This window comes from Rhizobium sp. NZLR8 (assembly GCF_019685025.1).
In the GTDB taxonomy this organism is placed as follows: Bacteria; Pseudomonadota; Alphaproteobacteria; order Rhizobiales; family Rhizobiaceae; genus Rhizobium.
The window spans coordinates 106,994-133,240 of sequence record NZ_JABDVY010000001.1 but is presented as its reverse complement, the minus strand read 5'-3'; the positions used below and the strand labels follow the sequence as shown (position 1 = coordinate 133,240).

The window sequence follows — 26,247 nt, the reverse complement described above, 5'->3', positions numbered from 1 at the left end:
CCCGATCGGGACAGGTCCGGTGGATATTAACGGCCCTTTAACCCTCCCTGTTATCCTGGTTGGATCGCGTCGGCCGGAAGGCGGCAACGTGTCGGCGCTGCCGGCTTGTTCAGGGTCGGCTAGCCGGGAGGCTCGGTGGCGGACCCCAGCCAGAAAGCCGGGCCTCCCCGTCACGCTATTTTCGTTGATCGTGATCGCATGATCCCGGGTCGTTGCGGTCTCCGTTACCCCTGAACTAGCGATTTGGGGCTAATCCTGTGAAAAACTCCAATCATCGAATCCGGACTCGACAATGTTTTATTAGCATGATTGCATAAATCTATCGGATAGGACCAAGGGGGTGACGATGTTCGAGACTCTGCTTGAGATGCAGGAGCGTGGCGTACGGGACCGTGCGCGTGGCCGCAGCTTGGCCGACAATCCGATGTCGAAGCCGGATATTCTGCCGATCACCGATTTCCAGGAATGGTACTCGATGTTTGACGCCTGGCGCTTCGGCTGGTCGATCGAGGATGCGATGGCGGGGCAAAGCAATGCGCCACGGGATGGCGGCGCATTGTCGCTCGCCTACACCAGAACGGTCTGATCGATCCTGTCCTCGGCGCCGAAGAATTTCAGGTAGCGCTCGACCTCTGCGGGGTCACCCGTCGCCTTCTGCGGATTGTCGGAGAGCTTGACCGCCGGACGGCCGTTGGCGTCGCTGACCTTGCAGACGACCGAGATCGGGTTGAGGCCGGATATTTCGATCGGCGCACAGCCGGAAAAATCGTTCGTCAGGTTCGTGCCCCAGCCGAAGCTCATGCGCACGCGGCCTTCGAAATGCCGGTAGGTATCGATGATGGCGTCGACATCGAGACCGTCGGAGAAGATCAGCAGCTTCTGGCGCGGATCGCGACCCATTTTCTTCCACCAGTCGACAATCTTTTCACCGCCTTCGATCGGCGGGGCACTGTCCGGGCGAAAGCCGGTCCAGTCGGCGACCCATTCCGGCGCGTCGCGCAGGAAAGCGGCAGTGCCGAAAGCATCCGGCAGGACGATCAGAAGGTTGCCGCCATAGAGCTTGTTCCAGTCGCGCAGGATCTTGTAGGGCGCGTTGCGCAGCTGCTCATCGGTTTGCGCAAGGGCGGCAGCCACCATCGGCAGTTCGTGGGCATTGGTGCCGACGGCCTCGAGATCGGAATCCATCGCCAGCAACACGTTGCTGGTGCCGGTAAAGGCCGGGCCGATGCCTTCCTTCAGCGCTTCGACGCACCAGCGCTGCCAGAGGAAACTGTGACGGCGGCGGGTGCCGAAATCGGAAATGCGCAAGCCCGGCAGTTCCTTCAGCCGTTCGACCTTCGACCACATCCTCGCCTTGGCGCGGGCATAGAGCACATCGAGGGTGAAGGGACCGAGCGCCTTCATCGCCGAGCGCGACCGCAATTCGTTGACGATGGCGAGCGCCGGGATCTCCCACATGGTGGTTTCCTTCCAGGCCCCATGGAAATCCAGTACATATTGACCGTCCTTCTTCGACAGCTCGTATTCGGGCAGCTGAAAGTTGGAAAGCCAGGCGAGGAATTCCGGCTCGAAGATCTGGGCGCGGCCATAGAAACTGTTACCCGCCAGCCAGATCATCTCCTTCTTGGCGAGTTTCAGCGTGCGGGCGTGATCGAGCTGTTCGCGCAATTCACCTTCGTCGATCTCATCGGCAAGGCGCACGCGCTTAGTCCGATTGATGAGGGTAAAAGACGCGTTCACGTCAGGATAAAGCTTCCAGATCATCTGCAGCATCAGAAGCTTATAGAAGTCGGTATCGATCAGGCTGCGAACGATCGGATCGAGTTTCCAGGCGTGATTGTAGACGCGTCTTGCAATATCGGTCCTGGCCATAAAATTCCTGCCCCTGTCCACTCCGGTCAGGTGCTGCCAAATTCCCGGCGATTGCCAAGTCCGGGCCGGCGCACGAACCGGCTCGTGCGCCTTCTTATCGAAAAATCGACAGACAAAGTCCAGATAAAACAACAAGCATCCCGCGGCGCGAATGGCGGCGGGATGCGAGAGCTCATTTACCGAATGCTTATTGGGCCGGCGCTACGGGTTGGGCCGGCGCTGCAGGCGTGACACCAGGGGCGGCCGGCTTAGTGTTTGGCGTCTCGGTCGGAACCGCAGTGCCGTTTTGCAGCGTTGGCGCAGGTGCCGTGGCAGGCTGCTGCGACTGCAGCTGCTGGCCGGGCTGCTGCGGCGCCACCTCGTTTGCTTCGCGCTTGCCCCAGATCTCCACCGGGATCCAAACCACGAAAGCCAACACCAGCGCGGCGAGCAGCACCAGCAGGATGCGATAACCCGTGCGCCCCTGCCTCGCCTTCACCGGCGGGATCTGCTCTTCCCTGTGAAGCTTGCCGTCAGACTTTTCCCAGCGTGTTTCCGTCTGATGTGCCATCATCGTTTCCTTCCGCTGTCTTGACGGGCCGGATCCGGCCCGAGAATTCCACAGGGAAACGGGTGGCTGTCTGGAAGGTTCCGGGGGCTTAGATCCGGATGATTTTAGGCGCTGACAGGTTTCTGCATGACGCTCTAATAGCCGACGGCGCGGTCGACCACGAATTGCAGCGGCTCGCCGCGCTCGAAACGGGCGATCTGCGTCTCGACATGGCGGAACAGCGCGTTTTCTTCGGAGACGGCCGCGTCGTGCGGCGTGATGAAGACGTTCTCCAGTTCCCACAACGGGTTGTCGAGCCCAAGCGGCTCCACCTCGAAGACATCCAACGAAGCGCCGCCGAGGGTGCCGTCGCGGATCGCGGAAACGATATCGGCTTCGACCTGGCTCTTGCCGCGGCCGGCATTGATGAGGATCGGGCGCCCGAGCGCGCCGTCGCAGCGCAGCTTTTTGAATAGCCCGCTATCATAAAACCCCGTCGTCTCAGCGGTGAGCGGCAGCAAGCCGACAAGGATGTCGGTCCTTGCGAGGAACCCGTCCAATGCGCCGGCATCGAAGGTTTCGACGCCGTTGATCTCCTTGCGGGTGCGCGACCAGCCGATGACGTTAAAACCCATCACCTTCAGCTTGGCGACCGCATCCAACCCGAGAATGCCGAGGCCCATGACGCCGACCGTCACCTCCGCCGCTTCCGGCGCGATCAGCTTGGCCCATTGGCGCTGCCGTTGGTGGCTGTCATGGGCATATTGCCCCCGCAGATGCATCAGGCACTGCATGACCACCCATTCGCTCATGCGGGTCGTCAGGCTGCGATCGACGAAACGGACGATCGGGATCTCCGGCAGACCGTCCATGCCGATAATATGGTCGACGCCGGCGCCGCCGGAGAAGATCACCTTGAGGTTTGGCGCCCGTGCGAAAAGGTCGGCATCCGGCTTCCAGAGCAGCGCATATTCGGCCTCGCGGAGATCGCGCATCCGATCGGCCGCATCGGCGAGATTGATGCTGCCGCGATCGGAAAAGGCCGTCTTCAACACGCGGGCGACGCCTTCGGGATTGAACTTGATATCGACGAGAACGGGAGGTGTCGGCATGATCATCTTTACTGCTGCACGGTGGGGGTCGGCACCGCCTCAATGTTGAAAGCGGCCGCCATCAGCGCCCTGGTGTATTCGTCCTTCGGCGCGCGGAAGATTTCCGATGACGGGCCCTGCTCCACCACCTTGCCAAATCGCATGACGATGACGTCGTTGGCGAGCGCCTTCACCACCTTCAGGTCATGACTAATGAAGAGATAGGCGAGATCGTGCTTCTTCTGCAGATCGCGCAAGAGATCGACCACCTGGGCCTGCACGCTCATGTCGAGCGCGGAGGTTGGCTCGTCGAGCATGACGAAGCGCGGTTTCAGCACCATCGCGCGGGCAATGGCGATGCGCTGGCGCTGACCGCCGGAGAATTCGTGCGGATAACGCCAGCGGGTCAGGGGATCGAGACCGACTTCCTCCAGCGCCCAGCAGACGCGCTGGTCGCGCTCTTCCGATGTCAAAGAGCGCTCATGGACCTTCAACCCTTCGGCGACGATATCGCCGACCGACATTCGCGGGCTGAGCGACCCGTAGGGATCCTGGAAAACCACCTGCAGCTGGTTGCGCAACGGCCGCATCTCGCTGAACGAATAGCCGGCTATATCCTTGCCGACGAAGGCAATTCGCCCTTGCGAGGAAATCAGCCGGGTGAGCGCCAGGCCAAGCGTGGTCTTGCCGGAACCGGATTCGCCGACGACACCGAGCGTCTGCCCGGCACGCAGCGAAAGATCGATGCCGTCGACCGCCTTCACGTGATCGACGACGCGGCGCATCAGCCCTGCTTTGATCGGGAACCAGACGCGAATGTCGGAACCTTCCATCACCATCGGCTTTGCGGGATCGGCAAGCGGCGGCTCGCCGCGCGGTTCGGAGGCGAGGAGGTGGCGGGTATACTCGTGCTTCGGATTGGCGAAGACGTCCTCGATCGTTCCGGTTTCGACGATCCTGCCCTTGGTCATGACGCAGACGCGATCGGCAAATTTACGCACGATGCCGAGGTCATGGGTGATGAACAGCATCGACATGCCGTGCACGGCCTTCAACTGCCGGAGCAATTCGAGGATTTGCGCCTGGACGGTGACATCGAGGGCGGTGGTCGGCTCGTCGGCGATCAGCAATTCCGGCCGGTTGGCGAGCGCCATTGCGATCATGACGCGCTGGCGCTGGCCGCCGGAGAGCTCGTGCGGATAGGCCTTCAAGCGCTTCTCAGGCTCGCGGATGCCGACCTGGTTCAACAGTTCCAGTATGCGCTGGCGCGCCGGCTGGCCGGTGAGGCCCTGGTGCAGCGCCAGGATCTCGGCGATCTGCTTCTCGATCGAATGAAGCGGATTGAGCGAGGTCATCGGCTCCTGGAAGATCATGGTGATGTCGTTGCCGCGCACTTCGCGCAACGCCCGTTCCGACGCTTTCAGAAGGTTCTTGCCCTTGAACAGGATCTCGCCGGAGGGATGGCTTGCCGAGGGATAGGGCAAAAGCCGCAGGATCGAGTTGGCCGAGACCGACTTGCCGGAACCGGATTCGCCGACCAGCGCCACGACCTCACCCTTGGCGATATCGAAGGAGATGTGATCGACAGCAAGCGAGGTCTCGCCGCCCTGATGAAAGGCAACAGAGAGATCGCGGACGGAAAGGAGCGGTTCTGTCATGTCACTCATTGAAACGTCTTCCTCGGGTCGAAGGCATCGCGCACGGCTTCGCCGATGAAGATCAGCAGGGACAGCATGATCGACATGGCGAAGAAGGCCGTCAGCCCGAGCCACGGCGCCTGCAGGTTGCTCTTGCCCTGAGCGATCATTTCACCGAGCGAAGGGGAGCCCGGCGGCATGCCGAAGCCGAGGAAGTCGAGCGAGGTCAGCGTGGTGATCGAGCCTGAGAGGATGAAGGGCAGGAAGGTCAGCGTCGCGACCATGGCGTTCGGCAGCAGGTGGCGCCACATGATGGTGCGATTGTTGACGCCGAGCGCGCGGGCGGCGCGGACATATTCGAAATTGCGGGCACGCAGGAATTCGGCTCGCACGATGCCGACGAAGCCGACCCAGGAAAAGAGCAGCATGATGCCGAGCAGCACGAAGAAGCCGGGCGGCAGCAGGGCCGCGATGATGAGCAAGATGTAAAGCACCGGCATCGACGACCAGATTTCAATGAAACGCTGCAAAAGCAGATCGGTCCAGCCGCCGAAATAGCCCTGCACCGCACCCGCGGTCACGCCGATGATCGCCGAGCAGATGGTCAGCACCAGGCCGAAGAGCACCGAAATCCGGAAACCGTAGATGACGCGCGCCAGCACGTCGCGGGCCTGGTCGTCGGTGCCGAGCCAGTTGAGATTGCCCAGCGTGCAATCCGGATCGTTCACGGCCTGCGGATAGCCGGCGCAGCGCTCCTCCCTGGTCATCAGCCAGAAGGGGGCAGTCGGTGCCGAATGCGGAATGTTTGAGTTGACCGAGCGGTAGGAATAACGGATCGGCGGCCAGATCATCCAGCCATTGGCATTGATCTCATCCGATATCACCGAGGAACGGTAGTCGGTCTCGGCGAGGAAGCCGCCGAACTTCTCCTCGGGATAGTCAATGAGAACCGGCAAGAGGATCTCGCCCTTGTAGGAGGCGATGATCGGCCGGTCGTTGGCGAGGAACTCGGCAAACAGGCTGAGGACGAACAGCAGCAGAAACAGCCACAGCGCCCAGTAACCGCGGCCATTCGCCCGGAAATTCTGCCAGCGACGGATGTTGGTCGGCGACAGCAGGCCCTTGCGCGGCGGCTTGACGGGCGCTGCAACAGCAGGATTTGCGGCGGCGTCCATCAGACATCCCTCCGCTCGAAATCGATGCGCGGATCGATCCAGGTGTAGATCAAGTCGGAAACCAGGCTGACCGCGAGGCCGAGCAGCGAGAAGATGTAGAGCGTGGCAAAGACGATCGGGTAGTCCCGATTGATGACCGAGAGATAGCCGAGACGGCCGAGGCCATCCAGCGAGAAGATGTTCTCGATCAGCAGCGAGCCGGTGAAGAAAGCCGAGATGAAGGCGCCGGGAAAACCAGCGATGATGATCAGCATGGCGTTGCGGAAGACATGACCGTAGAGCACCTGCCGCTGGTTCAGGCCCTTGGCGCGGGCAGTGACGACATATTGCTTCTTGATCTCCTCGATGAACGAGTTCTTGGTCAACAGCGTCGTCGTGGCGAAGGCCGACAGCGAAAGCGAGATCAGCGGCAAGGTGAGATGCCAGAAATAGTCGAGCGGCTTCTGCCACCAGGCCAGCTGGTCGAAATTATCGGAGACCAGGCCGCGCAGCGGAAACCAGTCGTAGAAGGAGCCGCCGGCAAAAAGCACGATCAGCAGAATGCCGAAGAGGAAGCTTGGTACGGCATAACCGACGACGATGACGCCGGACGTCCAGACATCGAAGGTCGATCCATCCTTGATCGCCTTGCGGATGCCGAGCGGGATGGAAATCGCATAGGAGAAGATCAGGATCCAGATGCCGAGCGAGATCGACACAGGCAGCTTCTCCTTGACGAGTTCGAGCACGGAGGTATTGCGGAAGAAGCTCTCGCCGAAATCGAAGCGGATGTAATTCCACATCATTTCGCCAAACCGCGTCAACGGCGGCTTGTCGAAGCCGAACTGCTTTTCGAGCTTGGCGATCAGTTCCGGATCGAGGCCCTGGGCGCCTCGATATTTAGAGCCTTCGTCGTTACCGCCGCCGCCGAGAAGATCGCCACCGCCGGACAGACGCTGGTCGGCACTGTCGGCCTGACCGGTCAATTGGGCGATCACCTGCTCGACGGGGCCGCCGGGGGCGAACTGAATGACGGTGAAGGAAATCGCCATGATCCCGATGATGGTCGGGATCATCAATAGCAGGCGGCGAAAGATATAGGCGCCCATCAGCCTTCAGCCTCCGGGAATGATTTTTCTGCCTGCCCGCCGTCCAGTCCAATGCCGCTCAATCCGTCAGCCTTCCGTTGCCGGCCCTGCCGACGTGTCGTGATTCGCTCGTGCCATTTGGAGCCCAGGACCCCTGTATTGCAAGCCCGCTCATTTTGCCGAGGTCGACCACCAGGCATCGGGGAAGCCAAGGCTGTAGGCCGGAAACTCGGCCGGATGCGTGACGGTGTTCCAATAGGCGATGTTGTAGGTATCACGGTAGAACAGCGGGATGACGTAGTGATTTGCAAGCAAGACCCGGTCCATGGCCTTGATCGCAGCGACCTGTTCGTCGCGGTTCGGCGCGAAGATAATCATGCGAATGAGCTCATCCACGGCCGGGTTGGCAATGCCGGCGTAGTTGCGAGAACCCTGCTGGTTGACCGAGCCGGATCCCCAATAGTCGGCTTGCTCATTGCCCGGATTCATCGTCTCCGCCCAGACATTCCAGATCATATCGTAATCAAAGCTGCGTTCGCGGTTGACAGCTTGCGAAGCGTCGACTGTCCGAACCCGCGCATCTATGCCGATTTTCTTGAGATTGCTGGCATAAGGCACCGCCCAGCGCTCCAACATGGCGCTCGACAACAGTATCTCGAAACTCATCGGCTGGCCGGTCTTGGTATTGACCATGCGATTGCCCTTTAGCTCCCAACCGGCTTCTTTCAGAAGAGCAATCGCCTTGCGGAGGTTGTCGCGGCTCTTCTGCGGATCGCCGCCGACGGGATTGGTGTACGGCGTTGTGAAGACCTCCGGGGGAATCTTGTCTTTCAGGCCTTGCAGTAATTCGAGCTCACGCCCCTGCGGCAGACCGGAGGAGGCGAGGTCGGTGTTCCAGAAATAGCTGTCGATGCGCTTGTAACTGTTAAAGGCAACGGTGCGGTTCAGCTCCTCGAAATCGAGGCCGTAGTTCAGCGCCTCGCGGACCCGCTCGTCCTTGAAGAGGTCACGCCGCATGTTGGGTACGAGCGCTTGCAGGATGCCGGTGGAGCGTAGCGGATTTGCAACCTCCTCTTTTTTGACGCGTCCTTCCTTGACTGCAGGAAAATCATATCCCGTCGCCCAGCGGGCAGCCGTAGTCTCCTGCCAATAGTCGCTATTGCCGGCGCGAAAGGCTTCGAACTCGACATCCCGATCACCGAAATAGGTGTAGATGACATTGCGGAAATTGTTCTGGCCGACATTCACATTGAGATCCTTGCCCCAATAGTCGTCACGCAGTTCATAACGGATCGTGGCGCCGGGCGAGAAGGAAGCAATCTTGTAAGGCCCGGAACCCATCACCGGCTCCAGAGTCGTCTTGGTAATGTCGCGCGGCTTGCCATCCGGTCCGGCCGCCTCCCACCAATGTTTCGGCACGATCATCAACTGGCCAAGAATGTTTGGCAGTTCGCGGTTGTTCTTCTCGTCGAAGATGAAGGTGACGTCCCGATCGCCGGTCTTTTCCGCCTTGACGACGTGATGGTAATAGTTACCGGCGAGGGGGTTCAATTCCTTGGTCTTGTCCAGGCTGAAGATGACGTCTTCGGGCGTTACCGGCTGACCATCTGCCCATTTCGCCTCCTTGCGCAGGCGAAATGTCGCGCTGGAGACGTCAACGGGATAGGATAGCCCCTCGGCAAGCAGACCGTAGGAAACCAGGAGTTCGTCATCTGCCGGCTTCATCAACGTGTCGTAGGCAAGCGACAGACCTATCGCTGTTTGGCCTTTTGCCAGCAGAGGGTTGAAGGTGTCGAAGGCGCCGCTTGCTGAAAGGCGCAGATCTCCGCCTTTCAGTGCATCAGGATTGACATAGTCGAAATGCGCAAAGCCCGGCTTGTACTTCATCTCGCTGATGACGGAGCTGCCGATCTTAAAGGGCTGGTCCTGACCCGTTGCCGTCATGGGCGCCAAGGCCCCCGCAAGCGATAGAAATACACCGATCTTCGACCACAGAGCCATTCACGCTTTCCCCTGATTATTGATGGGTTCGACAATACGAAAAATACCGGCGAAAAACAGGAGAGAGTTTGGTTTTTGCCGGGCACGCGAAAATTTGACCTGGCTCGGCCGCGTCAAGGTTGAAAGCGTCAGCGGGATCGGGCGAGCGCTGCGGCGATCCGTCACCGCCTGCGGCGATCCCCGCCAGCCAAATCATCGATTCACCAAAATCGCTTTTCACGATAGATTCGACGCAAATCACTTCGGCAGCGGTTCAAGGAAATAGTATGGCTTTCGGCTTCGCGCAGGCTTTCAGGAGATTCGGCAAACTGACGCTTGCCGGCGCAATCGGCGCAGGCCTTGCCGCCGGCGATGTCGGCGCTGAGCAGAAGACGCCAAGCCCAGGCAGCGCCAAAGGCCAGTTCGGCGCCGTCAGCATGCCGACCCAGGGGTCGGCGCAGCCGATCGGCTTTTACGCCAAGGGCTGCATGACCGGGGCGGTGGCGCTGCCGACCGACGGGCCGACCTGGGAGGCGATGCGGCTTTCGCGCAATCGCCGCTGGGGCAATCCGGCGATGATTTCGCTGCTCGAACGTCTTTCTGAGGACGGGGCCAAATATGCCGGCTGGCCGGGTATCCTCGTCGGCGATATTGCGCAGCCGCGCGGCGGGCCGATGTTCAACGGTCATGCCTCGCACCAGATCGGCCTCGATGCCGATGTCTGGTTTACGCCGATGCCGGCGCGCCGCATGACGGCCAAGGAGCGCGAGGACCTGCCCTTCACCACGATGCTGCAGAAGGACAAGTTCCTGACCGTCGACCCGAACGTGTGGACGCAATCGCGGGCGCGGCTGCTGATGCTGGCGGCAAGCTATCCCGAGGTGCAACGCATATTCGTCAACCCGGCGATCAAGAAGAAGATGTGCGACACCTGGACGGGCGACCGCACCAATCTCGGCAAGCTTCGGCCGGAATACGGCCATGACTCGCATTTCCACATCCGCATCAAATGCCCGGCCGGTGCGGCCGGATGCACGCCGCAAGCCCCTGTTGCCGCCGGCGATGGCTGCGACAAGTCGCTCGCCTGGTGGTTCACGCCGGCCCCCTGGGCGCCGCCGAAACCGCCGAAGCCCGGCGCCAAACCGCCGAAGCCGCCGCGCGAGATGATGGTTTCGGACCTGCCGAAGGGCTGCGCCGCGGTGCTCGATGCCGCTGCCGTCGCCTCGATGCAGGCCGCCACCTATAGCGGAGCTTCCGCCGCAAGCGCGCTCACCGCCGCTCCGGCAGCAGAGCCGGCCGCCGATCCCGATGGGGCACTGCCGGATGTCGGGCCGGTTCCAAACGACAAGCCGGCGATACAATGAAGGGCGGCCCGAGACCGAGGCGCCGAGGGAGGGCGCGCTGTCTTTCAAATCGCAAATTCTTGGTATAGAAGCGGTCAAATCGATTGAATTGCTTGGGCGGAGATTGGGTTCATGGCCGGCGGCAAATGCCTTGCATTGATTGCGCATGACCAGAAGAAAGACGACATGGCGGATTTCGCCCGCGCTCACCGGGACATCCTCTCCCGCTGGAAGATCGTCGCCACCGGCACGACCGGCGGGCGGGTGCTCGACGCCGCCCCGGATCTCGACGTCACCAGGCTGAAAAGCGGACCGCTCGGCGGCGACCAGCAGATCGGCGCGCTGATTTCGACCGGCGAGGTCGACGCCCTGATCTTCTTCGTCGACCCCTTGACGCCGATGCCGCACGATGTCGACGTCAAGGCGCTGATGCGGCTGGCGATCTTTTACGATATTCCGATGGCGCTCAACCACGCGACCGCTATAAAACTTCTTCCCACACTCGAAGCCTGATCAGCACGGAACCGGCCATGCCAAAACCGAACAACAGCACCGCTCCGCTGCCTTTCCCGATCCTGATCGGCGATATCGGCGGCACGAATGCCCGCTTCTCCATCCTGACCGATGCCTATGCCGAGCCGAAGCAGTTTCCGAACGTGCGCACGGCGGATTTCGCGACGATCGAGGAAGCGATCCAGCAAGGCGTGCTCGACAAAACAGCCGTGCAGCCGCGTTCGGCGATCCTTGCTGTCGCCGGCCCGATCAACGACGACGAGATCCCGCTGACCAATTGCGACTGGGTGGTGCGGCCAAAGACGATGATCGAGGGCCTCGGCATGGAGGACGTGCTCGTCGTCAACGATTTCGAGGCGCAGGCGCTGGCAGTCGCCGCCCTTTCGGATGAGAACCGCGAACGCATCGGCGACGCCACCGGCGACCTGATCGCCTCCCGCGTCGTGCTCGGACCGGGCACCGGTCTCGGCGTCGGCGGGCTGGTGCATGCCCAACACAGCTGGATCCCGGTTCCCGGCGAAGGCGGCCATGTCGATCTCGGACCGCGCAGCAAACGCGACTATCAAATCTTCCCCCATATCGAGACGATCGAAGGCCGCGTCTCCGCCGAGCAGATCCTCTGCGGGCGCGGCCTCGTCAACCTCTACCACGCCATCTGCGTGGTCGACGGCATCCAGCCGACGATGAAGGATCCGGCCGACATCACCTCGCACGCACTTGCCGGCAGCGACAAGGCGGCCGTTGAGACCGTCTCGCTGTTTGCCACCTATCTCGGCCGGGTGGCGGGCGACATGGCGATGGTTTTCATGGCGCGCGGCGGCGTCTATCTGTCCGGCGGCATCTCACAGAAGATCCTCCCGGCGTTGAAGAGGCCGGAATTCCGCATCGCCTTCGAGGACAAGGCGCCGCATACGGCGCTGCTTCGCACCATCCCGACCTATGTGGTGACGCATCCGCTGGCAGCGCTTGCCGGGCTTTCCTCCTATGCCCGCATGCCGGCGAATTTCGGCGTCTCGACGGAAGGCCGCCGCTGGCGGCGCTGACCCCGGCGCGCAGAGCAATAGAGCGCCCCTTTCGCGTCCTATCCGGACGCGCGGCGCTCTAGCCAAACCAGTCCCAACTCTTTATAGAGCCGGCAAAAGTACGCGTCGCCCCCGCGCCGCGTTTGGTCCGAGACAGGAAACCTCATTTTTGGAAGCGGCGGAAAGCAGAACGCAGAGCGTCAGCAGCGATACCGTAACCGGCATCCTGAAGCGCATCATCGCTGAAAACGGCCGCGATCATCTCTGGGGCTATGTCTTTGCGATTGCCTGCTTGATCGTGGTGGCGCTTTCGACGGCGTTTACCGCGTGGATCATGCGGGCGATCATCGACGAGGCCTTCGCCAACCGGCGCGCCGACGTCGTCTGGATCATCTGTCTTTCGATTTTCATCGCTTTCGTGCTGCGCGGTTTTGCCAGTTACGGCCAGGCGGTGACGCTTTCCAAAGTCGGCAACGATATCGTCGCGCGTTACCAGCGCCGGCTCTATTCGCATCTGATGACGCTTTCGGTCGGCTTCTTCAGCGAGGCCCGCTCTGCCCATATCGCCGCGCAGGTGAGCCAGAACGTCAGCGGCATCCGCGATGTGCTCAACTTGACGATCACCTCGACGGTGCGCGACCTGCTGACCTTCATTTCGCTGCTGGCCGTGATGATCCTCCAGGATCCGTTGCTCAGCCTTGCGGTGTTCATCATGGCCCCGCCGCTGCTTTATGCGCTGCGTTATGTTTCCAAGCGGCTGCGCTCGGCGACGCGCGAAGCCGTGCATTTGAACAGCCACGTTCTCGGCGCCATGCAGGAGACGATCCAGGGCATCGCCATCGTGAAAGCCTTCACGATGGAAGACGAACTGGAACGCAAGGTCACCAAGCTCATCAAGGGTGCCGAAAACAGGGCGAACCGGATTGCCCGGCTTTCCGAACGCACGTCTCCGCTGACAGAAAGTTTCGCGGGCTTTGCCGTCGCCAGCGTGCTGGCCTATGCCGCCTACCGCTCAATCTACTACAATGTGCCGCCCGGCGCCTTTTTCTCTTTCGTCACGGCGCTGCTGCTTGCCTATGACCCGGCCCGCCGGCTTGCCCGCCTGCAGGTGCAGATGGAGCGTGCCGTCGTCAATGCGCGGATGATCTATGAATTGCTCGACATGGAGCCGCGCCAGCGCGACCTGCCGGATGCCCAGCCGCTGACGGTGACGCAAGCCAGAATCGAATTCCGCAACGTTTCCTTCGGCTATGGCAGTGAGAGCGTGTTGAGCGGTGTGAGCTTCATCGCCGAGGGCGGCGCGACCACGGCGCTGGTCGGCCCTTCGGGGGCCGGCAAATCCACCGTCATCAACCTCATTCCGCGCTTCTACGATCCGCGCGAGGGCGAAATCCTGATCGACGGACAGGACATCGCCCACATCACCAAGAAGTCGCTGCGCCAGCAGCTCGCCTATGTCTCGCAGCAGCCCTACCTGTTCGAGGGCACGATCCGCGACAATATCCGCTATGGCCGGCCGGAAGCGACCGATGCCGAGGTGGAAGAAGCGGCCCGGCTTGCCTATGCGCATGATTTCATCTCAGCCCAGCCGCAGGGTTACGAGACGCCGGTCGGCGAAAACGGCGTGACGCTTTCCGGCGGCCAGCGCCAACGGCTGTCGATTGCGCGTGCCCTGGTGCGCAATGCGCCGATCCTGCTTCTCGACGAGGCGACCTCAGCCCTCGACACCGAATCCGAAGCGGCCGTGCAGAAGGCGCTCGACGAGGCGATGACCGGCCGTACCGTCGTCGTCATCGCCCACCGGCTTTCGACCGTGGTGCGCGCCGACAAGATCGTCGTCATGCAGCAGGGCCGCGTCGTCGAGGAAGGCAATCACGAGACGCTTGCGAAGGTCCGCGACGGTCTTTACGCTCGCCTCAACAATCTGCAGAGGCCTTCGGCCTCAGATTCAAACTGACCTGGTGAGCCTGACATGAGCGATGCTGCGATGAAACTGGTGGTGGTTGGCGCAGCCGGGCGCATGGGGCAGACGCTGATCCGGCTCATCCATTCCATTGAGGGCGCCACACTCCATGCCGCAGTCGAGCGCAGCGGTTCGCCCTTTATCGGCAAGGATGCCGGCGAGATCGCCGGTCTCGGCCCGACCGGTGTCATTATCGGCGACGATCCGCTCAATGCCTTTCTGGATGCCGAAGGCGTGCTCGACTTCACCTCGCCTGCCGCAACAACGGAATTCTGCGGCCTCGCCGCTCAGGCCCGCATCGTCCATGTCGTCGGCACGACCGGCTGTTCGGCTGAAGACAATGTCAAGATCGCCGCCGCCGCCCGCCATGCCCGTATCGTCAAATCAGGCAATATGAGCCTCGGGGTCAATCTGCTCAGCGTGCTCGCCGAGCAGGCCGCGCGTGCGCTCGAGCCTGATGACTGGGATATCGAGATCCTGGAAATGCACCACAAGCACAAGGTGGATGCGCCTTCCGGCACCGCCCTTCTGTTCGGCGAGGCCGCAGCAAAGGGGCGCGGCATCGATCTTGCCGCAAAATCCGTGCGTGTGCGCGACGGCCATACCGGCGCCCGGCAAGCCGGCACGATCGGCTTTGCGACGCTGCGCGGCGGCTCCGTCATCGGCGAGCATTCGGTGCTGTTCGCCGGTGAAGGCGAAATCGTCACCCTGTCGCACAGCGCAGCCGACCGCTCGATCTTTGCGCGCGGCGCCATCAAGGCCGCACTCTGGGCGCGCGACAAGAAGCCGGGTCTCTATTCCATGCTCGACGTGCTCGGGCTTTCTTCTTCATAACGATATTGCGGAGGCAAATTCATGAGCGGTACCCTCGTCCTCGTTCGCCACGGCCAGAGCGACTGGAACCTGAAGAATCTCTTCACCGGCTGGAAGGATCCCGATCTGACGGCGCTCGGCATCGAGGAGGCCAATGCCGGCGGCAAGGCGCTTGCCGAATACGGGATCAAATTCGACGTCGCCTACACCTCGGTGTTGGTGCGCGCGCAGCACACGCTGAAGCTCATCCTCGACAAGGTCGGCCAGCCCGATCTGCCAACGATCCGCGACCAGGCGCTGAACGAGCGCGACTATGGCGATCTCTCCGGTCTCAACAAAGACGATGCTCGCGCCAAATGGGGCGAGGAACAGGTGCATATCTGGCGCCGCTCTTATGACGTGCCGCCGCCCGGGGGCGAGAGCCTGCGCGATACCGGCGCCCGCGTCTGGCCCTACTACCTCACAGAAATCCTGCCGCGCGTGCTCAACGGCGAGAAGGTGCTGGTTGCCGCACACGGCAATTCGCTGCGCTCGCTTGTCATGGTGCTCGACAAGCTGAGCAAAGAAGGCGTGCTTGCCCTCAATCTCGCGACCGGCGTTCCCATGGTCTACAAGCTGAAGGCGGATTCCACCGTCGCGTCGAAGGAAGTGCTCGGCGATATGTCCGGCGCACACTGAATTCTGACGTCCGTGCCAGCCGGAGTCGGCTGGCACCTCATGTCTCAATTCTCGATGGTGAACTGCACCCGGTCGGCTGCGAACCGGCTGATCGAATATTGCACCGGCACGCCATCGAGATCAGTGTTCATCGCCTTTGCGATCAGCAGGATCGCGCCGGGGGTGAGTTCGAGGTCGGCCATATCGGCTGCATTCGCATGGGCGGCCGTCACCTCGGTCGTTGCACGGACATAGTCCGACAGGCCGAGCTCGGCGAAAGCCTTGGTGATCGATTCGTGCTTGCGGTAGGCCTCGCCGATCCCGGCAAAACGCCCGGCAGGAAACCAGCTCGTCGCCTTTGAAACCGGCCGCCTGTCGGCATGGCGCAATGTTTCCAGCCGGATCACCTGCCCCCCTGGCTTGATATTCAGCCAGCGGGCGACCTCGGCGCTGGCCTCCTCCTTCACCTCGTCGAGCAGAAGGCCGCGCATCTCGCGCGCCTGATCGCCGATGCCGGCGGTAAATCGCGTGCGCCGGGTAATCGGGAAATTCAGCCGCTCCTTGCGCTCGATCAGCGTGCCGCGACCTTGTACCGCACGGACGATCCCTTCCTGCGCCAAGGCCGCCAAAGCGCTCCGCACCGTATGCCGGTTGACGCCGAATTGCAGCGCCAGGACCGTCTCCGGCGGCACCATTCCGGTCTCGTCATAGGTACCCGTGCTGATTGTCTCACGGATCCGGTCGGCGATCTGGCGCCAGAGCGCCACACCAGTCTGCCTTTGCACCTGCTTTAATCCTGGCATTCCGCCCCCGTTCCCACGTCCGATGTCACACGCTTGTCACCACATCGATTTAAGCGTAGGTATATCTTGTATGGTTGTCTATATCAATAGACATTTGAGGAAGCGACAATGATATCAGCGGATAGGACAGGCGCAACGCCACAGACGGCATCCGGGCGCAAACGCGCCGCCGATCTGCTGGCGCGCGCGGAACTGAGCGAACTCTCGGCGGTCTGGAACGCGTTGCCGGAAAAGCCCGCGGCACATCCGGTGCGCGGACCGGAGACCGGGTTGGTGATGGTCCGCGGCCGCATCGGCGGCGGCGGCGCTCCCTTCAATCTTGGCGAGGTCACAGTGACCCGGGCCACGGTCCGGCTCGTCTCCGGGGCGATCGGCCATGCCCAGGCGCTGGGCACCGACCGTGAGAAGGCCCGGCTGGCGGCGATCTTCGACGCGCTCTGGCAGGAGGAGGCGACGAAGGATTTTGTCGAACAGGCACTGCTTTTGCCCGTCGCCGAACGGATCGCCGATGCCGAACGCCGCAAGGCGGACGAGACGGCAGCGACCCGCGTCGATTTCTTCACCATGGTGCGGGGAGACAACTGATGGGGCTGAAGACAGAAGCCCTCACAGGTGGCTTTGCCGACCCGGTCTTCCACGCCCAGAGCGTCTTCAAGATGCTGATGGACGGCATGGCTCGCCCCGGCACGATCCAGACCGTCCGGCCCGATGTCGCGCCGCCTGTGCCGTTCGGTATTGGCGCCGGCACGATCGCGCTGACGCTTTGCGACCACGACACGCCTGTCTGGCTGTCCCAGGGACTGGCGAAATCGGCCGTGCCGGAGTGGCTCGGCTTCCACACCGGCGCGCCGCTGACCGGTGAAAAGGCTGAGGCCCGCTTCGCCTTCACGGAGGCCGGCACCGCGCTTTGCTCCTTCGGCCTGTTTGCATCGGGCACGCAGGAATATCCCGACCGCTCGACGACTGTTGTCATCGAGCTCGCCGATCTCGAGGGTGGACGCAGGCTGGCGCTGATGGGGCCCGGTATCCAGAGTGTGACGGAAATCGCGCCTGTCGGGCTGCCGGAGACCTTCCTGCGGCTCTGGACCGAGAACCGCGCGCTCTTCCCGCGCGGCATCGACATCGTGCTGACGTCGGCCGAGCGTTTCCTCTGCCTGCCGCGCACCACCAAGATCACAGCAACGGAGATCTGAGCTCATGTATGTTGCCGTCAAGGGTGGCGAGGCCGCCATCGCCAATGCCCACCGCCTACTGGCCGACCGCCGCCGCGGCGACCGTTCGTTGCCCGCGATCGGCATCGAACAGATCGTGGCGCAGCTGGCGCTCGCCGTCGACCGGGTGATGGCCGAGGCCTCGCTTTTCGACCGCACACTCGCAGCGCTTGCCGTCCGCCAGTCGCGCGGCGACATGATCGAGGCGATCTTCCTGCTGCGCGCCTACCGCACGACGCTGCCGCGTTTCGGCTATTCCAAGCCGCTTGACACGGCTGATATGACGATCGAACGCCGCATCTCGGCGACCTACAAGGATCTGCCGGGCGGCCAGCTTCTTGGGCCCACCTTCGATTATACCCACCGGCTGCTCGATCCGTCGCTGCTTTCCGACGAGGCGGTCGAGACGCCTGCCCAGCGCACAGCCGAGACCGGCCGCGTCATGCGCGTCTCCGAGATCCTCGGCGAGGAGGGGCTGATCGAGGCCGACGGCGACATGCCTGAGGATCACGAGATCGGCGACCTGACCCGCGAGCCGATGGAATTTCCGATGACCCGCGATCTGCGCCTGCAGGCGCTCGCCCGCGGCGACGAAGGTTTTCTGCTGGCGCTCGGTTATTCCACCCAGCGCGGCTACGGCCGCAACCACCCCTTCACCGGCGAGATCCGTATCGGCGAGGTCGAGGTGGAATTCGACGTGCCGGAACTCGGTTTTGCCGTCTCGCTGGGCACGATCCAGATCACCGAGTGCCAGATGGTCAACCAGTTCAAGGGTTCGGCGAAGGCACCCCCGCAATTTACCCGCGGCTACGGCCTGGTCTTCGGCCAGAGCGAGCGCAAGGCGATGGCGATGTCGCTGGTCGACAGGGCGCTTCGTGCCGAAGAGCTCGGCGAGGATATCACCGCCCCGGCACAGGACGAGGAATTCGTCATCTCGCACTCCGACAACGTCCAGGCGACCGGCTTCGTCGAGCACCTGAAGCTTCCGCATTATGTGGACTTCCAGGCCGAACTCGATCTCGTCCGCCGCATGCGTCGCGAATTCGAAGCCGCCCGCAACGCTGGCGAAGACATGAAGGAGGCCGCCGAATGAGCGATCTGGCCAGCTACAACTTCGCCTATCTCGACGAACAGACCAAACGGATGATCCGCCGCGCCATCCTGAAAGCGATCGCCATTCCCGGCTATCAGGTGCCTTTCGCTTCGCGCGAAATGCCGATGCCTTACGGCTGGGGCACCGGTGGCGTGCAGGTGACGGCCTCGATCATCGGACCGGATGACGTGCTGAAGGTCATCGACCAGGGTGCCGACGACACGACCAACGCCGTTTCCATTCGCGCTTTTTTCCAGAAGGTCGCCAATGTCGCGGTGACGACGCGCACAGGCGAGGCGACGATCATCCAGACGCGCCACCGCATTCCGGAAGAGAAGCTCGGGCCCGGCCAGGTGCTCGTTTACCAGGTGCCTATCCCCGAGCCGCTGCGTTTCCTCGAACCGCGCGAGACCGAGACGCGCAAGATGCATGCTCTCGAGGAATACGGCCTGATGCATGTGAAGCTCTACGAGGATATCGCCCATAACGGCCGCATCTCCAAGACCTATGCCTATCCGGTGAAGGTACACGGCCGTTACGTCATGGACCCGTCGCCGACGCCGAAATTCGACAATCCGAAGATGCATATGTCGGACGCGCTGCAGCTTTTCGGCGCGGGACGCGAGAAGCGCATCTATGCGGTTCCGCCCTATACCGACGTCGTCAGCCTGGATTTCGATGACTATCCCTTCGACATCCAGCGCTTCGACAAGCCCTGCGCCCTTTGCGGTGCCGAGGATGTCTATCTGGACGAGGTGGTTCTCGACGACAAGGGCGGGCGCATGTTCGTCTGCTCCGACACCGATCACTGCGAAGACCGCCGCGCCCATGGGCATGCCGGCGAGATGTTGGCCCGGGAGGCTGCAGAATGAGCGATATCCCGCTTCTCAAAGTCCATGACGTTTCGAAATTTTACGGCAACCGGATCGGCTGCCGCGACGTCTCCTTCGATCTCTGGCCGGGCGAAGTGCTCGCCATCGTCGGCGAGTCCGGCTCCGGCAAGACGACACTGCTGAACTGCCTCTCCACCCGGCTGCTGCCGAGCACTGGCAGCGTCGAATACCACATGCGCGACGGCAGCTACCGCGACCTCTACCGCATGAACGAGGCCGAGCGGCGTTTCCTGATGCGCACCGACTGGGGCTTCGTGCACCAGAATCCGGCCGACGGCCTGCGCATGACCGTCTCCGCCGGCGCCAATGTCGGCGAACGGCTGATGGCGATCGGCGACCGGCACTATGGCACGATCCGCGCTTCGGCGATCGATTGGCTGGAGCGCGTCGAGATCGACGCCGACCGCATCGACGACCAGCCGCGCGCCTTTTCCGGCGGCATGCGCCAGCGCCTGCAGATCGCCCGCAACCTCGTCACCGGCCCGCGCCTCGTCTTCATGGACGAACCCACGGGCGGCCTCGACGTCTCGGTGCAGGCACGCCTGCTCGATCTGGTGCGCGGCCTCGTTAACGATCTCGGCCTGTCGGCGATCATCGTCACCCACGATCTCGCCGTCGCCCGCCTGCTCTCACACCGGATGATGGTGATGAAGGACGGCTACGTCATCGAACACGGGCTCACCGACCGGGTGCTCGACGACCCGCGCGAACTCTACACGCAACTGCTCGTCTCCTCGATCCTGCAGGTCTGAGCAATTCAAGACTTTACAGCGTCCTTGCGCGTCTTTTCAGGGCCCGGCGCTGTAAATCCGAAACCAGGAAAGAAGACATCATGCCAACGCCCCTCGTCGTTTCCGAAGTCTCGAAAAGCTTCACCATGCACCTGCGCGACGGCATCAGGCTGCCCGTCGTTTCCAATGTCGCCTTCTCGGTCGCCTCAGGCGAATGCGTCGTGCTCGGCGGCCCATCGGGCGTCGGCAAGAGCTCGCTGCTCAAGATGATCTACGGCAATTATGCCGTCGACACTGGCCAGATCCTCATACGCCACGACGGGCGCATCGTCGACCTCGCCGCCGCCGATCCGCGCACCGTGCTCAACGTGCGGCGCCACACGCTCGGCTATGTCAGCCAGTTCCTGCGCACAGTACCGCGCGTCGCGGCGGTCGATGTGGTTGCCGAACCGCTTGTGGCGCGCGGCGACGACGCCGCCACGGCACGGGAAAAGGCGGGCGCCCTGCTTGCCAGGCTCAACCTGCCGGAAGCGCTCTGGCAACTTCCACCCGCCACCTTCTCCGGCGGCGAGCAGCAGCGCGTCAACATCGCCCGCGGCTTCATCACCGAGCACACGATCCTGCTTCTCGACGAACCCACAGCCTCGCTCGATGCCAAAAACCGTGCCGTCGTCGTCGGCATGATCGAGGAGAAGAAGAAGGCGGGTGTCGCGCTTCTCGGCATTTTCCACGACGAGGAAGTGCGCGAGGCGGTCGCCGACCGCATCCTCGACGTCCAGCTGTTCTCGCCTGGAAAGATCGCCGCATGAGCCGCAAGCTTGGCATCGAGCCCTATGTGCATGAGACGGCATCCGTCAGCGATTCCACCTTCGGGCGCTATACGGAGGTCTCCGAGCGCTGCCGCATCAGCGAGGCCACGTTCGGCGACTATTCCTACATCATGCAGGATGGCTCAGTCTGGTGCGCAACGATCGGCAAGTTCGTCAATATTGCCGCCGCCGTGCGCATCAACGCCACCAATCATCCGACCTGGCGGGCGACGCTGCATCATTTCACCTATCGTGCCGCCGACTACTGGCCGGACGGCGACATGGAAACCGATTTCTTCGCCTGGCGGCGGGCAAACCGCGTGACGATCGGCAACGATGTCTGGATCGGCCATGGGGCGACCATCCTGCCCGGCGTCACCGTCGGCAACGGCGCGGTGATCGGCGCCGGTGCGGTGGTATCGAAGGATGTCGCTCCCTACGCGATCGTCGGCGGCGTACCGGCCAAACCAATCCGCGAACGCTTTCCAAGAGAGATCGGCGAACGGATGGACAGGCTTTCCTGGTGGGATTGGGAGCACGACCGGCTGCGCCAGGCGCTGCAGGATTTCCGCAACCTGAGCGCGGAAGATTTCCTGTTCCGCTACGGTGGTTAAACCGCCGATATAGATGCGCAACAAGCGCGGGGATATGTGACAGGACTTACACAAATATGACATGGGAGGTTCATCAAGCGGGACTAATGCGATGCTGACCAAGGCCTGGAGTGCAAAGGGAAAGCATGATGTTCGAGCTGAAGAATGTCACACGTCGTTTCGGAAAAAAGCTCGCCGTCGATTCCGTCACGCTCGACATTCCTCAGGGCCAGATGGTCGGCATCATCGGCCGATCCGGCGCCGGCAAGTCGACGCTCTTGCGCATGATCAACCGGCTGCAGGAACCGAGCTCCGGCTCCATTCATTTCGCCGGCGTCGAGGTCTCCGGGCTTCGCGGCCGGGCGTTGCGCAACTGGCAACGCGATTGCGCGATGATCTTCCAGCAGTTCAACCTGGTGCCGCGCCTCGACGTTCTGACCAATGTCATGCTCGGCCGCCTCAACCACCGCTCGACGCTTCTGAGCCTGCTCAACATCTTCACCCGCGAGGAACGTGTGCATGCCATCGCTGCGCTCGAACGCCTCGGTATCGAGCAGACGGCGTTGCAGGCATCCGGCACGCTTTCCGGCGGCCAGCAGCAGCGCGTGGCGATTGCGCGAGCGCTGATGCAAAACCCGAAGATGGTTCTTGCCGACGAGCCGATCGCCTCGCTCGATCCGCTGAATGCCAAGATCGTCATGGATGCGCTGCGCGATATCAACGAGCGCGAGGGCATCACCGTCATCACCAACCTTCACACGCTCGACACCGCCCGCAACTATTGTGAGCGCATCGTCGGCATGGCCGGCGGCCGCGTCGTCTTCGACGGCAAGGCTTCGGAACTGACCGCCGAGGCAGTGAAGGCAATCTACGGGACGGACAAGGATGGCGCCGGCATCGACGAAACGATGACCTCGACGTCCATCAATATCGCTCCCGAGCGGGCAGACAATCAATCCGCCGGCGCCCAACCGCTGGCGCTGGCCGGTCTCTGAGCGAGCCGGCCGCGATCGAGCGCCCGCGTCAAGGGCACACTTCTTCGTAACGGAAGACCGGGGGCACCGGTCAATAGGAGAGACACATGTTGAAGAAAACACTCTTTGCGGCAACGGCGCTCTTCGCGCTCGCCGGCGCCGCCAACGCGGCAGATCTCAAGGAATTCCGCATCGGCATTCTCGGCGGCGAAAACGAAACCGACCGCCTGCGCAACTATGCCTGCCTTGCCGACCACCTGAAGCAGGAATTCGGCTTCGAGAAGGTGTCGCTGTTCCCCGCCGCCGACTATGACGGCGTTATCCAGGGCCTGCTCGGCGGCACGCTCGACTTCGCCGAACTCGGCGCTTCCGGCTATGCAGCCATTTACATCAAGGACGAGAAAGCTGTTACGCCGATCCTGACGACGCAGCAGAAGGACGGCTCGACGGGTTACTACTCGGTCGGTCTCGCCCTGAAGTCCTCCGGCATTAAGAATATCAAGGACGCCAAGGGCAAGAAGCTCGGCTACGCCGATCCGGATTCCACCTCCGGCTATCTCGTGCCGCTGACGCAGATCCCCAAGGACACGGGCATGCCGAACGACAAGTTCTTCGCCTCGACGCAGTTCAACGGCGGCCACGAGAACAACCTGCTTGCCGCTTATGACGGCAAGGTCGACGTTGCCGTCGACGACTCGTCGGGCATCGGCGAATTCAAAGACGGCTACACCTCCGGCACCTTCCGCAAGGAAGTCGACAAGGGCGCCGTCGATCCGAACAAGCTGGTTGAAGTATGGCGTTCGCCGCTGATCCCGAACGGCCCCCTCGTCGTTCGCAACGCCCTCGGCCAGGACTGGCAGACGAAGCTTGCAGCCTTCTTCACGGCTCTGCCGGAGAAGGATCACAAGTGCTTCGCGGCTGTCGAAGGCGGCGACTACAAGGGTTACGCCCCGGTCAAGCACGACTTCTACAACGCCGTCGTCGAAGTTCGCAAAGCTGCCATCGGCGGCTGATCGGTTTCTGGAATGCGGGGCGGCCGGAAACGGCCGCCCTTTATCTTTGATCGGGCGAGGCGTCCATGACTATTGCCGATACACAGCCGCACATGCAGAGCACGCAGGAGATCGGCACCGCCTGGGAGCGGATGGTCGCCAAGCGCCGCTTCTACACTATCCTCGGCCTGGTTATCTTGATTGCTGCCTTCGTCAGTTCCGTCCGCTTCGCCGACGAGAGCAATGCCGGCCATTTCTTCGACCGCCTGCCGCATCTCTTCGACTTTTTGAGCTGGCTCATCCCCAGGGACTGGAACGATGTCTGGCGTGCGCTGTTCGACATTGCGAGCGTCAACGACAAGGGCGGCGAGGAATTCAATTTCGACAAGGGCCGCGTCTACATCTGGGGCGCTTTCTACATCCCCGAATACTTCGAGCTGATGATCGTCACCATCAACGTGGCGCTGATCTCGACAATCATCGCCTTCGTCTTTGCCGTTCCCTTGAGCTTCTTTGCCGCCCGCAACCTGACGAGTTCATGGCCGCTGCGCATCGTCGCCAAGCGCCTGATGGAATTTTTGCGCGCCTTCCCTGAGATCGTTATCGCCGGCCTGTTTTCCGCGATCCTGTCGATCGGGCCGGTGGCTGCCATCATCGCCATCACCCTGCACACGATCGGCGCGCTCGGTAAACTCTTCTACGAAGTGGCCGAGAATATCGACATGAAGCCCGATGAGGGCATGAAAGCCGTCGGCGCCAACTGGTGGGAGCGCGTCCGCTTCGCCGCTCTGCCGCAAGTGCTGCCGAATTTCACCTCCTATGCGCTCTTACGCCTAGAGATCAACGTGCGCGCCTCGACCATCATCGGCGCCGTCGGCGGCGGCGGCATCGGCGAGGAGTTGAAGCTTTCGATCTCGCGCGGCTTCGGCGCGAAGACGATGGCGCTCGTTCTGCTGCTGTTCGTGACGATCGTCGCCGTCGACCAATTCTCCGCATGGCTGCGCCGCCGCCTCGTCGGCGAGCACGCCTTCCTTCTGCAACATTGAGGCCGCCATGACGGTGATCGACGCAAACCGCATGCATGAGATAGAAACACGCTATCCGGAATATTTGCACCGGTCGTTCCGCCAGCGTTTCGGCGGGCTGATGATCCTGATCGCGACGCTGCTCTATAGCCTCTATGCCGTCTGGTTCTTCGACCTGCCCAAGCTTTTCGCCGAAGCCCATTGGGAGCGCGTCGGCATCTATCTCAGCCAATGGGTGAGCTACGACGTTCAGCCGGAATTCCGCATCGGGGATGACGGTTCGATCGACATCCACTATCCACGCTTCTCGCCGCTCGGCGACAATCCGCATGCGGACTGGCTGGTCAACAATCCCGATGGCAGCATCACGGTTTCGATCAGCGGCACCAGCCGCACCGTCACCGTCTCGAAGAGCGAGACGACCGTCACCGCGCATGGCATCAGCGTTCCCGTCGAGGTTTCGAGCGGTGCGCCGAAAGTTGTCGGGCCGGTGCCCGGCTGGATGACCGTCTATGACGACAATGTGCTCGCCGATCTCGGCTTTGCCGGCGACGTCAGCATTTCCGTCGACCGGGTGAAGATCCGCAAGCGTTTCATCGGCTGGGCGAATTTCATCTTCGACACGCAATCGTCCTTCTTCGACAAGCCGGTCGGCGAGGTCGTCAGTCTCATCGTTTCCGGCCCGCGCATCAAGCCCGACCAGTCCAACCTGGCGCTCGCCTTCGACGACATTTGGAACAACAGCGAATGGCAGCACGGCGATGTCTGGACCAAGCTTTTCCAGACGATCGTCATGGCATTCCTCGGAACGCTGCTCGGCTCGCTCACAGCCTTCCCGCTGGCCTTCCTGGCGGCGCGCAACATCACGCCGAACCGGCTGCTCAATCAGATCCTGAAGCGCTTTTTCGATTTCCTGCGCTCGGTCGACATGCTGATCTGGGCGCTGTTCCTGACGCGCGCCTTCGGGCCTGGCCCGCTTGCCGGCAGCGGCGCGATCTTCCTCACCGAGACCGGCACGCTCGGCAAGCTCTATTCCGAAGGGCTGGAGAATATCGACAACAAGCCACGGGAAGGCATCAAATCGACCGGCGCTCAGACCGTGCTCGTCCATCGTTACGGCATTATGCCGCAGATCGTTCCCGTCATCGTCAGCCAGACGCTCTACCAATGGGAATCGAACGTGCGCGGCGCGACCATCATCGGCGCCGTCGGCGCGGGCGGCATCGGCCTCAAATTGTGGGAGGCCATGCGCACCAACGCCAACTGGGAAAACGTCGCCTACATGGTCATCCTGATCCTGATCGTCGTGTTCATTTTCGACGCCGCCTCGAACGCGCTGCGCCACCGGCTGATGGGCACGAAAACCCACTGATATATCCGCTCCAAAGGCCGTGGCGGCGCTGCCGCCATCATCATTCTGTCACGGAAATCTTTTAGCCGGGAGCCTGCTTGCGGTTCGCC

At 62.2% G+C, this 26,247-nt stretch carries 27 protein-coding genes; 18 read left to right on the top strand and 9 right to left on the bottom strand.

Features of this window, described 5'->3' with window-relative positions; translation table 11 throughout:
* Window positions 1-346: 346 nt before the first annotated feature.
* The gene (locus HJB89_RS00620) at window positions 347-586 is read left to right on the top strand and encodes a CrpP-related protein (RefSeq protein WP_207582467.1); all 240 of its coding nucleotides are present in this window, start codon (window positions 347-349) and stop codon (window positions 584-586) included.
* On the opposite strand, the gene pncB is transcribed toward HJB89_RS00620, so the two are convergent.
* The 8 genes from pncB to HJB89_RS00580 all read right to left on the bottom strand — a co-directional run bounded on the left by pncB (window position 568) and on the right by HJB89_RS00580 (window position 9,592).
* Window positions 568-1,872 carry a nicotinate phosphoribosyltransferase gene (gene pncB, locus HJB89_RS00615; protein ID WP_207582466.1) on the bottom strand — a complete coding sequence of 435 codons (1,305 nt, stop codon included), beginning with the start codon at window positions 1,870-1,872 and terminating at the stop codon, window positions 568-570. The genes HJB89_RS00620 and pncB overlap by 19 nt on opposite strands.
* 187 nt (window positions 1,873-2,059) lie before the next feature.
* Window positions 2,060-2,425 carry a hypothetical protein gene (locus HJB89_RS00610; protein ID WP_221148679.1) on the bottom strand — a complete coding sequence of 122 codons (366 nt, stop codon included), beginning with the start codon at window positions 2,423-2,425 and terminating at the stop codon, window positions 2,060-2,062.
* 131 nt (window positions 2,426-2,556) lie between these two features.
* Complete coding sequence (locus HJB89_RS00605; RefSeq protein ID WP_221148677.1) at window positions 2,557-3,513, bottom strand: glyoxylate/hydroxypyruvate reductase A; 957 nt, start codon at window positions 3,511-3,513, stop codon at window positions 2,557-2,559.
* A gap of 8 nt (window positions 3,514-3,521) precedes the next feature.
* Window positions 3,522-5,159, bottom strand: coding sequence for an ABC transporter ATP-binding protein (locus HJB89_RS00600; RefSeq protein WP_221148675.1), 1,638 nt, complete (start codon window positions 5,157-5,159; stop codon window positions 3,522-3,524).
* Window positions 5,156-6,304, bottom strand: coding sequence for an ABC transporter permease (locus tag HJB89_RS00595; protein WP_207582462.1), 1,149 nt, complete (start codon window positions 6,302-6,304; stop codon window positions 5,156-5,158). The genes HJB89_RS00600 and HJB89_RS00595 overlap by 4 nt, the downstream gene beginning before the upstream one ends.
* Window positions 6,304-7,392 (bottom strand): microcin C ABC transporter permease YejB, encoded by a 1,089-nt coding sequence (locus HJB89_RS00590; RefSeq protein ID WP_207582461.1) that lies wholly within the window; start codon window positions 7,390-7,392, stop codon window positions 6,304-6,306. The genes HJB89_RS00595 and HJB89_RS00590 overlap by 1 nt, the downstream gene beginning before the upstream one ends.
* Before the next feature lie 150 nt (window positions 7,393-7,542).
* Window positions 7,543-9,372, bottom strand: coding sequence for an extracellular solute-binding protein (locus HJB89_RS00585; protein WP_207582460.1), 1,830 nt, complete (start codon window positions 9,370-9,372; stop codon window positions 7,543-7,545).
* Between the two features lie 16 nt (window positions 9,373-9,388).
* On the bottom strand, window positions 9,389-9,592 hold the full coding sequence (locus tag HJB89_RS00580) for a hypothetical protein (protein ID WP_207582459.1): 204 nt from the start codon (window positions 9,590-9,592) through the stop codon (window positions 9,389-9,391).
* Between the two features lie 46 nt (window positions 9,593-9,638).
* On the opposite strand from HJB89_RS00580, the gene mepA reads away from it, so the two are divergent.
* From mepA to HJB89_RS00550, 6 genes are all read left to right on the top strand, one after another.
* Window positions 9,639-10,715 carry a penicillin-insensitive murein endopeptidase gene (gene mepA, locus HJB89_RS00575; protein WP_207582458.1) on the top strand — a complete coding sequence of 359 codons (1,077 nt, stop codon included), beginning with the start codon at window positions 9,639-9,641 and terminating at the stop codon, window positions 10,713-10,715.
* A gap of 111 nt (window positions 10,716-10,826) precedes the next feature.
* Entirely contained in the window at window positions 10,827-11,207 is a 381-nt protein-coding gene (locus tag HJB89_RS00570; protein WP_164006080.1) for a methylglyoxal synthase, read from the top strand.
* Between the two features lie 17 nt (window positions 11,208-11,224).
* Window positions 11,225-12,250, top strand: a complete 1,026-nt coding sequence (locus HJB89_RS00565) for a glucokinase (RefSeq protein WP_207582456.1) — start codon at window positions 11,225-11,227, stop codon at window positions 12,248-12,250.
* Window positions 12,251-12,398: 148 nt separating this feature from the next.
* Window positions 12,399-14,186, top strand: a complete 1,788-nt coding sequence (locus HJB89_RS00560; protein ID WP_207582455.1) for an ABC transporter ATP-binding protein — start codon at window positions 12,399-12,401, stop codon at window positions 14,184-14,186.
* A gap of 15 nt (window positions 14,187-14,201) precedes the next feature.
* Window positions 14,202-15,026: a 4-hydroxy-tetrahydrodipicolinate reductase gene (dapB, locus tag HJB89_RS00555; protein WP_221148673.1), complete on the top strand. Its 825-nt coding sequence runs from the start codon at window positions 14,202-14,204 to the stop codon at window positions 15,024-15,026.
* A 21-nt stretch (window positions 15,027-15,047) separates the two neighbouring features.
* Window positions 15,048-15,683: a 2,3-bisphosphoglycerate-dependent phosphoglycerate mutase gene (locus HJB89_RS00550; protein ID WP_164006076.1), complete on the top strand. Its 636-nt coding sequence runs from the start codon at window positions 15,048-15,050 to the stop codon at window positions 15,681-15,683.
* Window positions 15,684-15,727: 44 nt separating this feature from the next.
* Here the strand turns inward: HJB89_RS00550 and phnF are convergent, their stop codons facing one another.
* Entirely contained in the window at window positions 15,728-16,465 is a 738-nt protein-coding gene (phnF, locus tag HJB89_RS00545) for a phosphonate metabolism transcriptional regulator PhnF (RefSeq protein WP_221116492.1), read from the bottom strand.
* A gap of 108 nt (window positions 16,466-16,573) precedes the next feature.
* Between phnF and phnG the strand changes: the two genes are divergently transcribed.
* The 11 genes from phnG to phnE (HJB89_RS00490) all read left to right on the top strand — a co-directional run bounded on the left by phnG (window position 16,574) and on the right by phnE (HJB89_RS00490) (window position 26,158).
* Window positions 16,574-17,050, top strand: coding sequence for a phosphonate C-P lyase system protein PhnG (gene phnG, locus HJB89_RS00540; RefSeq protein WP_207582452.1), 477 nt, complete (start codon window positions 16,574-16,576; stop codon window positions 17,048-17,050).
* A complete protein-coding gene (phnH, locus tag HJB89_RS00535) occupies window positions 17,050-17,658 on the top strand; it encodes a phosphonate C-P lyase system protein PhnH (protein ID WP_221141768.1) in 609 nt (202 codons plus the stop codon). Before phnG ends, phnH begins: the two co-directional genes overlap by 1 nt.
* A gap of 4 nt (window positions 17,659-17,662) precedes the next feature.
* Window positions 17,663-18,769 carry a carbon-phosphorus lyase complex subunit PhnI gene (locus HJB89_RS00530; RefSeq protein ID WP_221116490.1) on the top strand — a complete coding sequence of 369 codons (1,107 nt, stop codon included), beginning with the start codon at window positions 17,663-17,665 and terminating at the stop codon, window positions 18,767-18,769.
* Window positions 18,766-19,641, top strand: coding sequence for an alpha-D-ribose 1-methylphosphonate 5-phosphate C-P-lyase PhnJ (locus HJB89_RS00525; RefSeq protein WP_207582449.1), 876 nt, complete (start codon window positions 18,766-18,768; stop codon window positions 19,639-19,641). The genes HJB89_RS00530 and HJB89_RS00525 overlap by 4 nt, the downstream gene beginning before the upstream one ends.
* The gene (phnK, locus tag HJB89_RS00520) at window positions 19,638-20,414 is read left to right on the top strand and encodes a phosphonate C-P lyase system protein PhnK (protein WP_221148671.1); all 777 of its coding nucleotides are present in this window, start codon (window positions 19,638-19,640) and stop codon (window positions 20,412-20,414) included. Before HJB89_RS00525 ends, phnK begins: the two co-directional genes overlap by 4 nt.
* Window positions 20,415-20,494: 80 nt before the next feature.
* Window positions 20,495-21,202: a phosphonate C-P lyase system protein PhnL gene (phnL, locus tag HJB89_RS00515; RefSeq protein WP_221148668.1), complete on the top strand. Its 708-nt coding sequence runs from the start codon at window positions 20,495-20,497 to the stop codon at window positions 21,200-21,202.
* The gene (locus tag HJB89_RS00510; protein WP_207582446.1) at window positions 21,199-21,816 is read left to right on the top strand and encodes a DapH/DapD/GlmU-related protein; all 618 of its coding nucleotides are present in this window, start codon (window positions 21,199-21,201) and stop codon (window positions 21,814-21,816) included. The genes phnL and HJB89_RS00510 overlap by 4 nt, the downstream gene beginning before the upstream one ends.
* 128 nt (window positions 21,817-21,944) lie before the next feature.
* Complete coding sequence (gene phnC, locus HJB89_RS00505) at window positions 21,945-22,790, top strand: phosphonate ABC transporter ATP-binding protein (protein WP_221132964.1); 846 nt, start codon at window positions 21,945-21,947, stop codon at window positions 22,788-22,790.
* Between the two features lie 86 nt (window positions 22,791-22,876).
* Window positions 22,877-23,782, top strand: a complete 906-nt coding sequence (phnD, locus tag HJB89_RS00500) for a phosphonate ABC transporter substrate-binding protein (protein WP_221148662.1) — start codon at window positions 22,877-22,879, stop codon at window positions 23,780-23,782.
* Between the two features lie 65 nt (window positions 23,783-23,847).
* A complete protein-coding gene (phnE, locus tag HJB89_RS00495; RefSeq protein WP_221132962.1) occupies window positions 23,848-24,807 on the top strand; it encodes a phosphonate ABC transporter, permease protein PhnE in 960 nt (319 codons plus the stop codon).
* A 7-nt stretch (window positions 24,808-24,814) separates the two neighbouring features.
* Entirely contained in the window at window positions 24,815-26,158 is a 1,344-nt protein-coding gene (gene phnE / locus HJB89_RS00490; protein WP_221132961.1) for a phosphonate ABC transporter, permease protein PhnE, read from the top strand.
* Window positions 26,159-26,247: the final 89 nt, after the last annotated feature.

Excerpts from the sequence above, each read along its gene's own strand:
- HJB89_RS00620 (WP_207582467.1), top strand. The coding sequence starts at position 347 with ATGTTCGAGACTCTGCTTGAGATGCAGGAGCGTGGCGTACGGGACCGT.
- pncB (WP_207582466.1), bottom strand. The coding sequence starts at position 1,872 with ATGGCCAGGACCGATATTGCAAGACGCGTCTACAATCACGCCTGGAAA.
- HJB89_RS00610 (WP_221148679.1), bottom strand. The coding sequence starts at position 2,425 with ATGATGGCACATCAGACGGAAACACGCTGGGAAAAGTCTGACGGCAAG.
- HJB89_RS00605 (WP_221148677.1), bottom strand. The coding sequence starts at position 3,513 with ATGCCGACACCTCCCGTTCTCGTCGATATCAAGTTCAATCCCGAAGGC.
- HJB89_RS00600 (WP_221148675.1), bottom strand. The coding sequence starts at position 5,159 with ATGAGTGACATGACAGAACCGCTCCTTTCCGTCCGCGATCTCTCTGTT.
- HJB89_RS00595 (WP_207582462.1), bottom strand. The coding sequence starts at position 6,304 with ATGGACGCCGCCGCAAATCCTGCTGTTGCAGCGCCCGTCAAGCCGCCG.
- HJB89_RS00590 (WP_207582461.1), bottom strand. The coding sequence starts at position 7,392 with ATGGGCGCCTATATCTTTCGCCGCCTGCTATTGATGATCCCGACCATC.
- HJB89_RS00585 (WP_207582460.1), bottom strand. The coding sequence starts at position 9,372 with ATGGCTCTGTGGTCGAAGATCGGTGTATTTCTATCGCTTGCGGGGGCC.
- mepA (WP_207582458.1), top strand. The coding sequence starts at position 9,639 with ATGGCTTTCGGCTTCGCGCAGGCTTTCAGGAGATTCGGCAAACTGACG.
- HJB89_RS00570 (WP_164006080.1), top strand. The coding sequence starts at position 10,827 with ATGGCCGGCGGCAAATGCCTTGCATTGATTGCGCATGACCAGAAGAAA.
- HJB89_RS00565 (WP_207582456.1), top strand. The coding sequence starts at position 11,225 with ATGCCAAAACCGAACAACAGCACCGCTCCGCTGCCTTTCCCGATCCTG.
- dapB (WP_221148673.1), top strand. The coding sequence starts at position 14,202 with ATGAGCGATGCTGCGATGAAACTGGTGGTGGTTGGCGCAGCCGGGCGC.
- HJB89_RS00550 (WP_164006076.1), top strand. The coding sequence starts at position 15,048 with ATGAGCGGTACCCTCGTCCTCGTTCGCCACGGCCAGAGCGACTGGAAC.
- phnF (WP_221116492.1), bottom strand. The coding sequence starts at position 16,465 with ATGCCAGGATTAAAGCAGGTGCAAAGGCAGACTGGTGTGGCGCTCTGG.
- phnG (WP_207582452.1), top strand. The coding sequence starts at position 16,574 with ATGATATCAGCGGATAGGACAGGCGCAACGCCACAGACGGCATCCGGG.
- phnH (WP_221141768.1), top strand. The coding sequence starts at position 17,050 with ATGGGGCTGAAGACAGAAGCCCTCACAGGTGGCTTTGCCGACCCGGTC.
- HJB89_RS00530 (WP_221116490.1), top strand. The coding sequence starts at position 17,663 with ATGTATGTTGCCGTCAAGGGTGGCGAGGCCGCCATCGCCAATGCCCAC.
- HJB89_RS00525 (WP_207582449.1), top strand. The coding sequence starts at position 18,766 with ATGAGCGATCTGGCCAGCTACAACTTCGCCTATCTCGACGAACAGACC.
- phnK (WP_221148671.1), top strand. The coding sequence starts at position 19,638 with ATGAGCGATATCCCGCTTCTCAAAGTCCATGACGTTTCGAAATTTTAC.
- phnL (WP_221148668.1), top strand. The coding sequence starts at position 20,495 with ATGCCAACGCCCCTCGTCGTTTCCGAAGTCTCGAAAAGCTTCACCATG.
- HJB89_RS00510 (WP_207582446.1), top strand. The coding sequence starts at position 21,199 with ATGAGCCGCAAGCTTGGCATCGAGCCCTATGTGCATGAGACGGCATCC.
- phnC (WP_221132964.1), top strand. The coding sequence starts at position 21,945 with ATGTTCGAGCTGAAGAATGTCACACGTCGTTTCGGAAAAAAGCTCGCC.
- phnD (WP_221148662.1), top strand. The coding sequence starts at position 22,877 with ATGTTGAAGAAAACACTCTTTGCGGCAACGGCGCTCTTCGCGCTCGCC.
- phnE (WP_221132962.1), top strand. The coding sequence starts at position 23,848 with ATGACTATTGCCGATACACAGCCGCACATGCAGAGCACGCAGGAGATC.
- phnE (WP_221132961.1), top strand. The coding sequence starts at position 24,815 with ATGACGGTGATCGACGCAAACCGCATGCATGAGATAGAAACACGCTAT.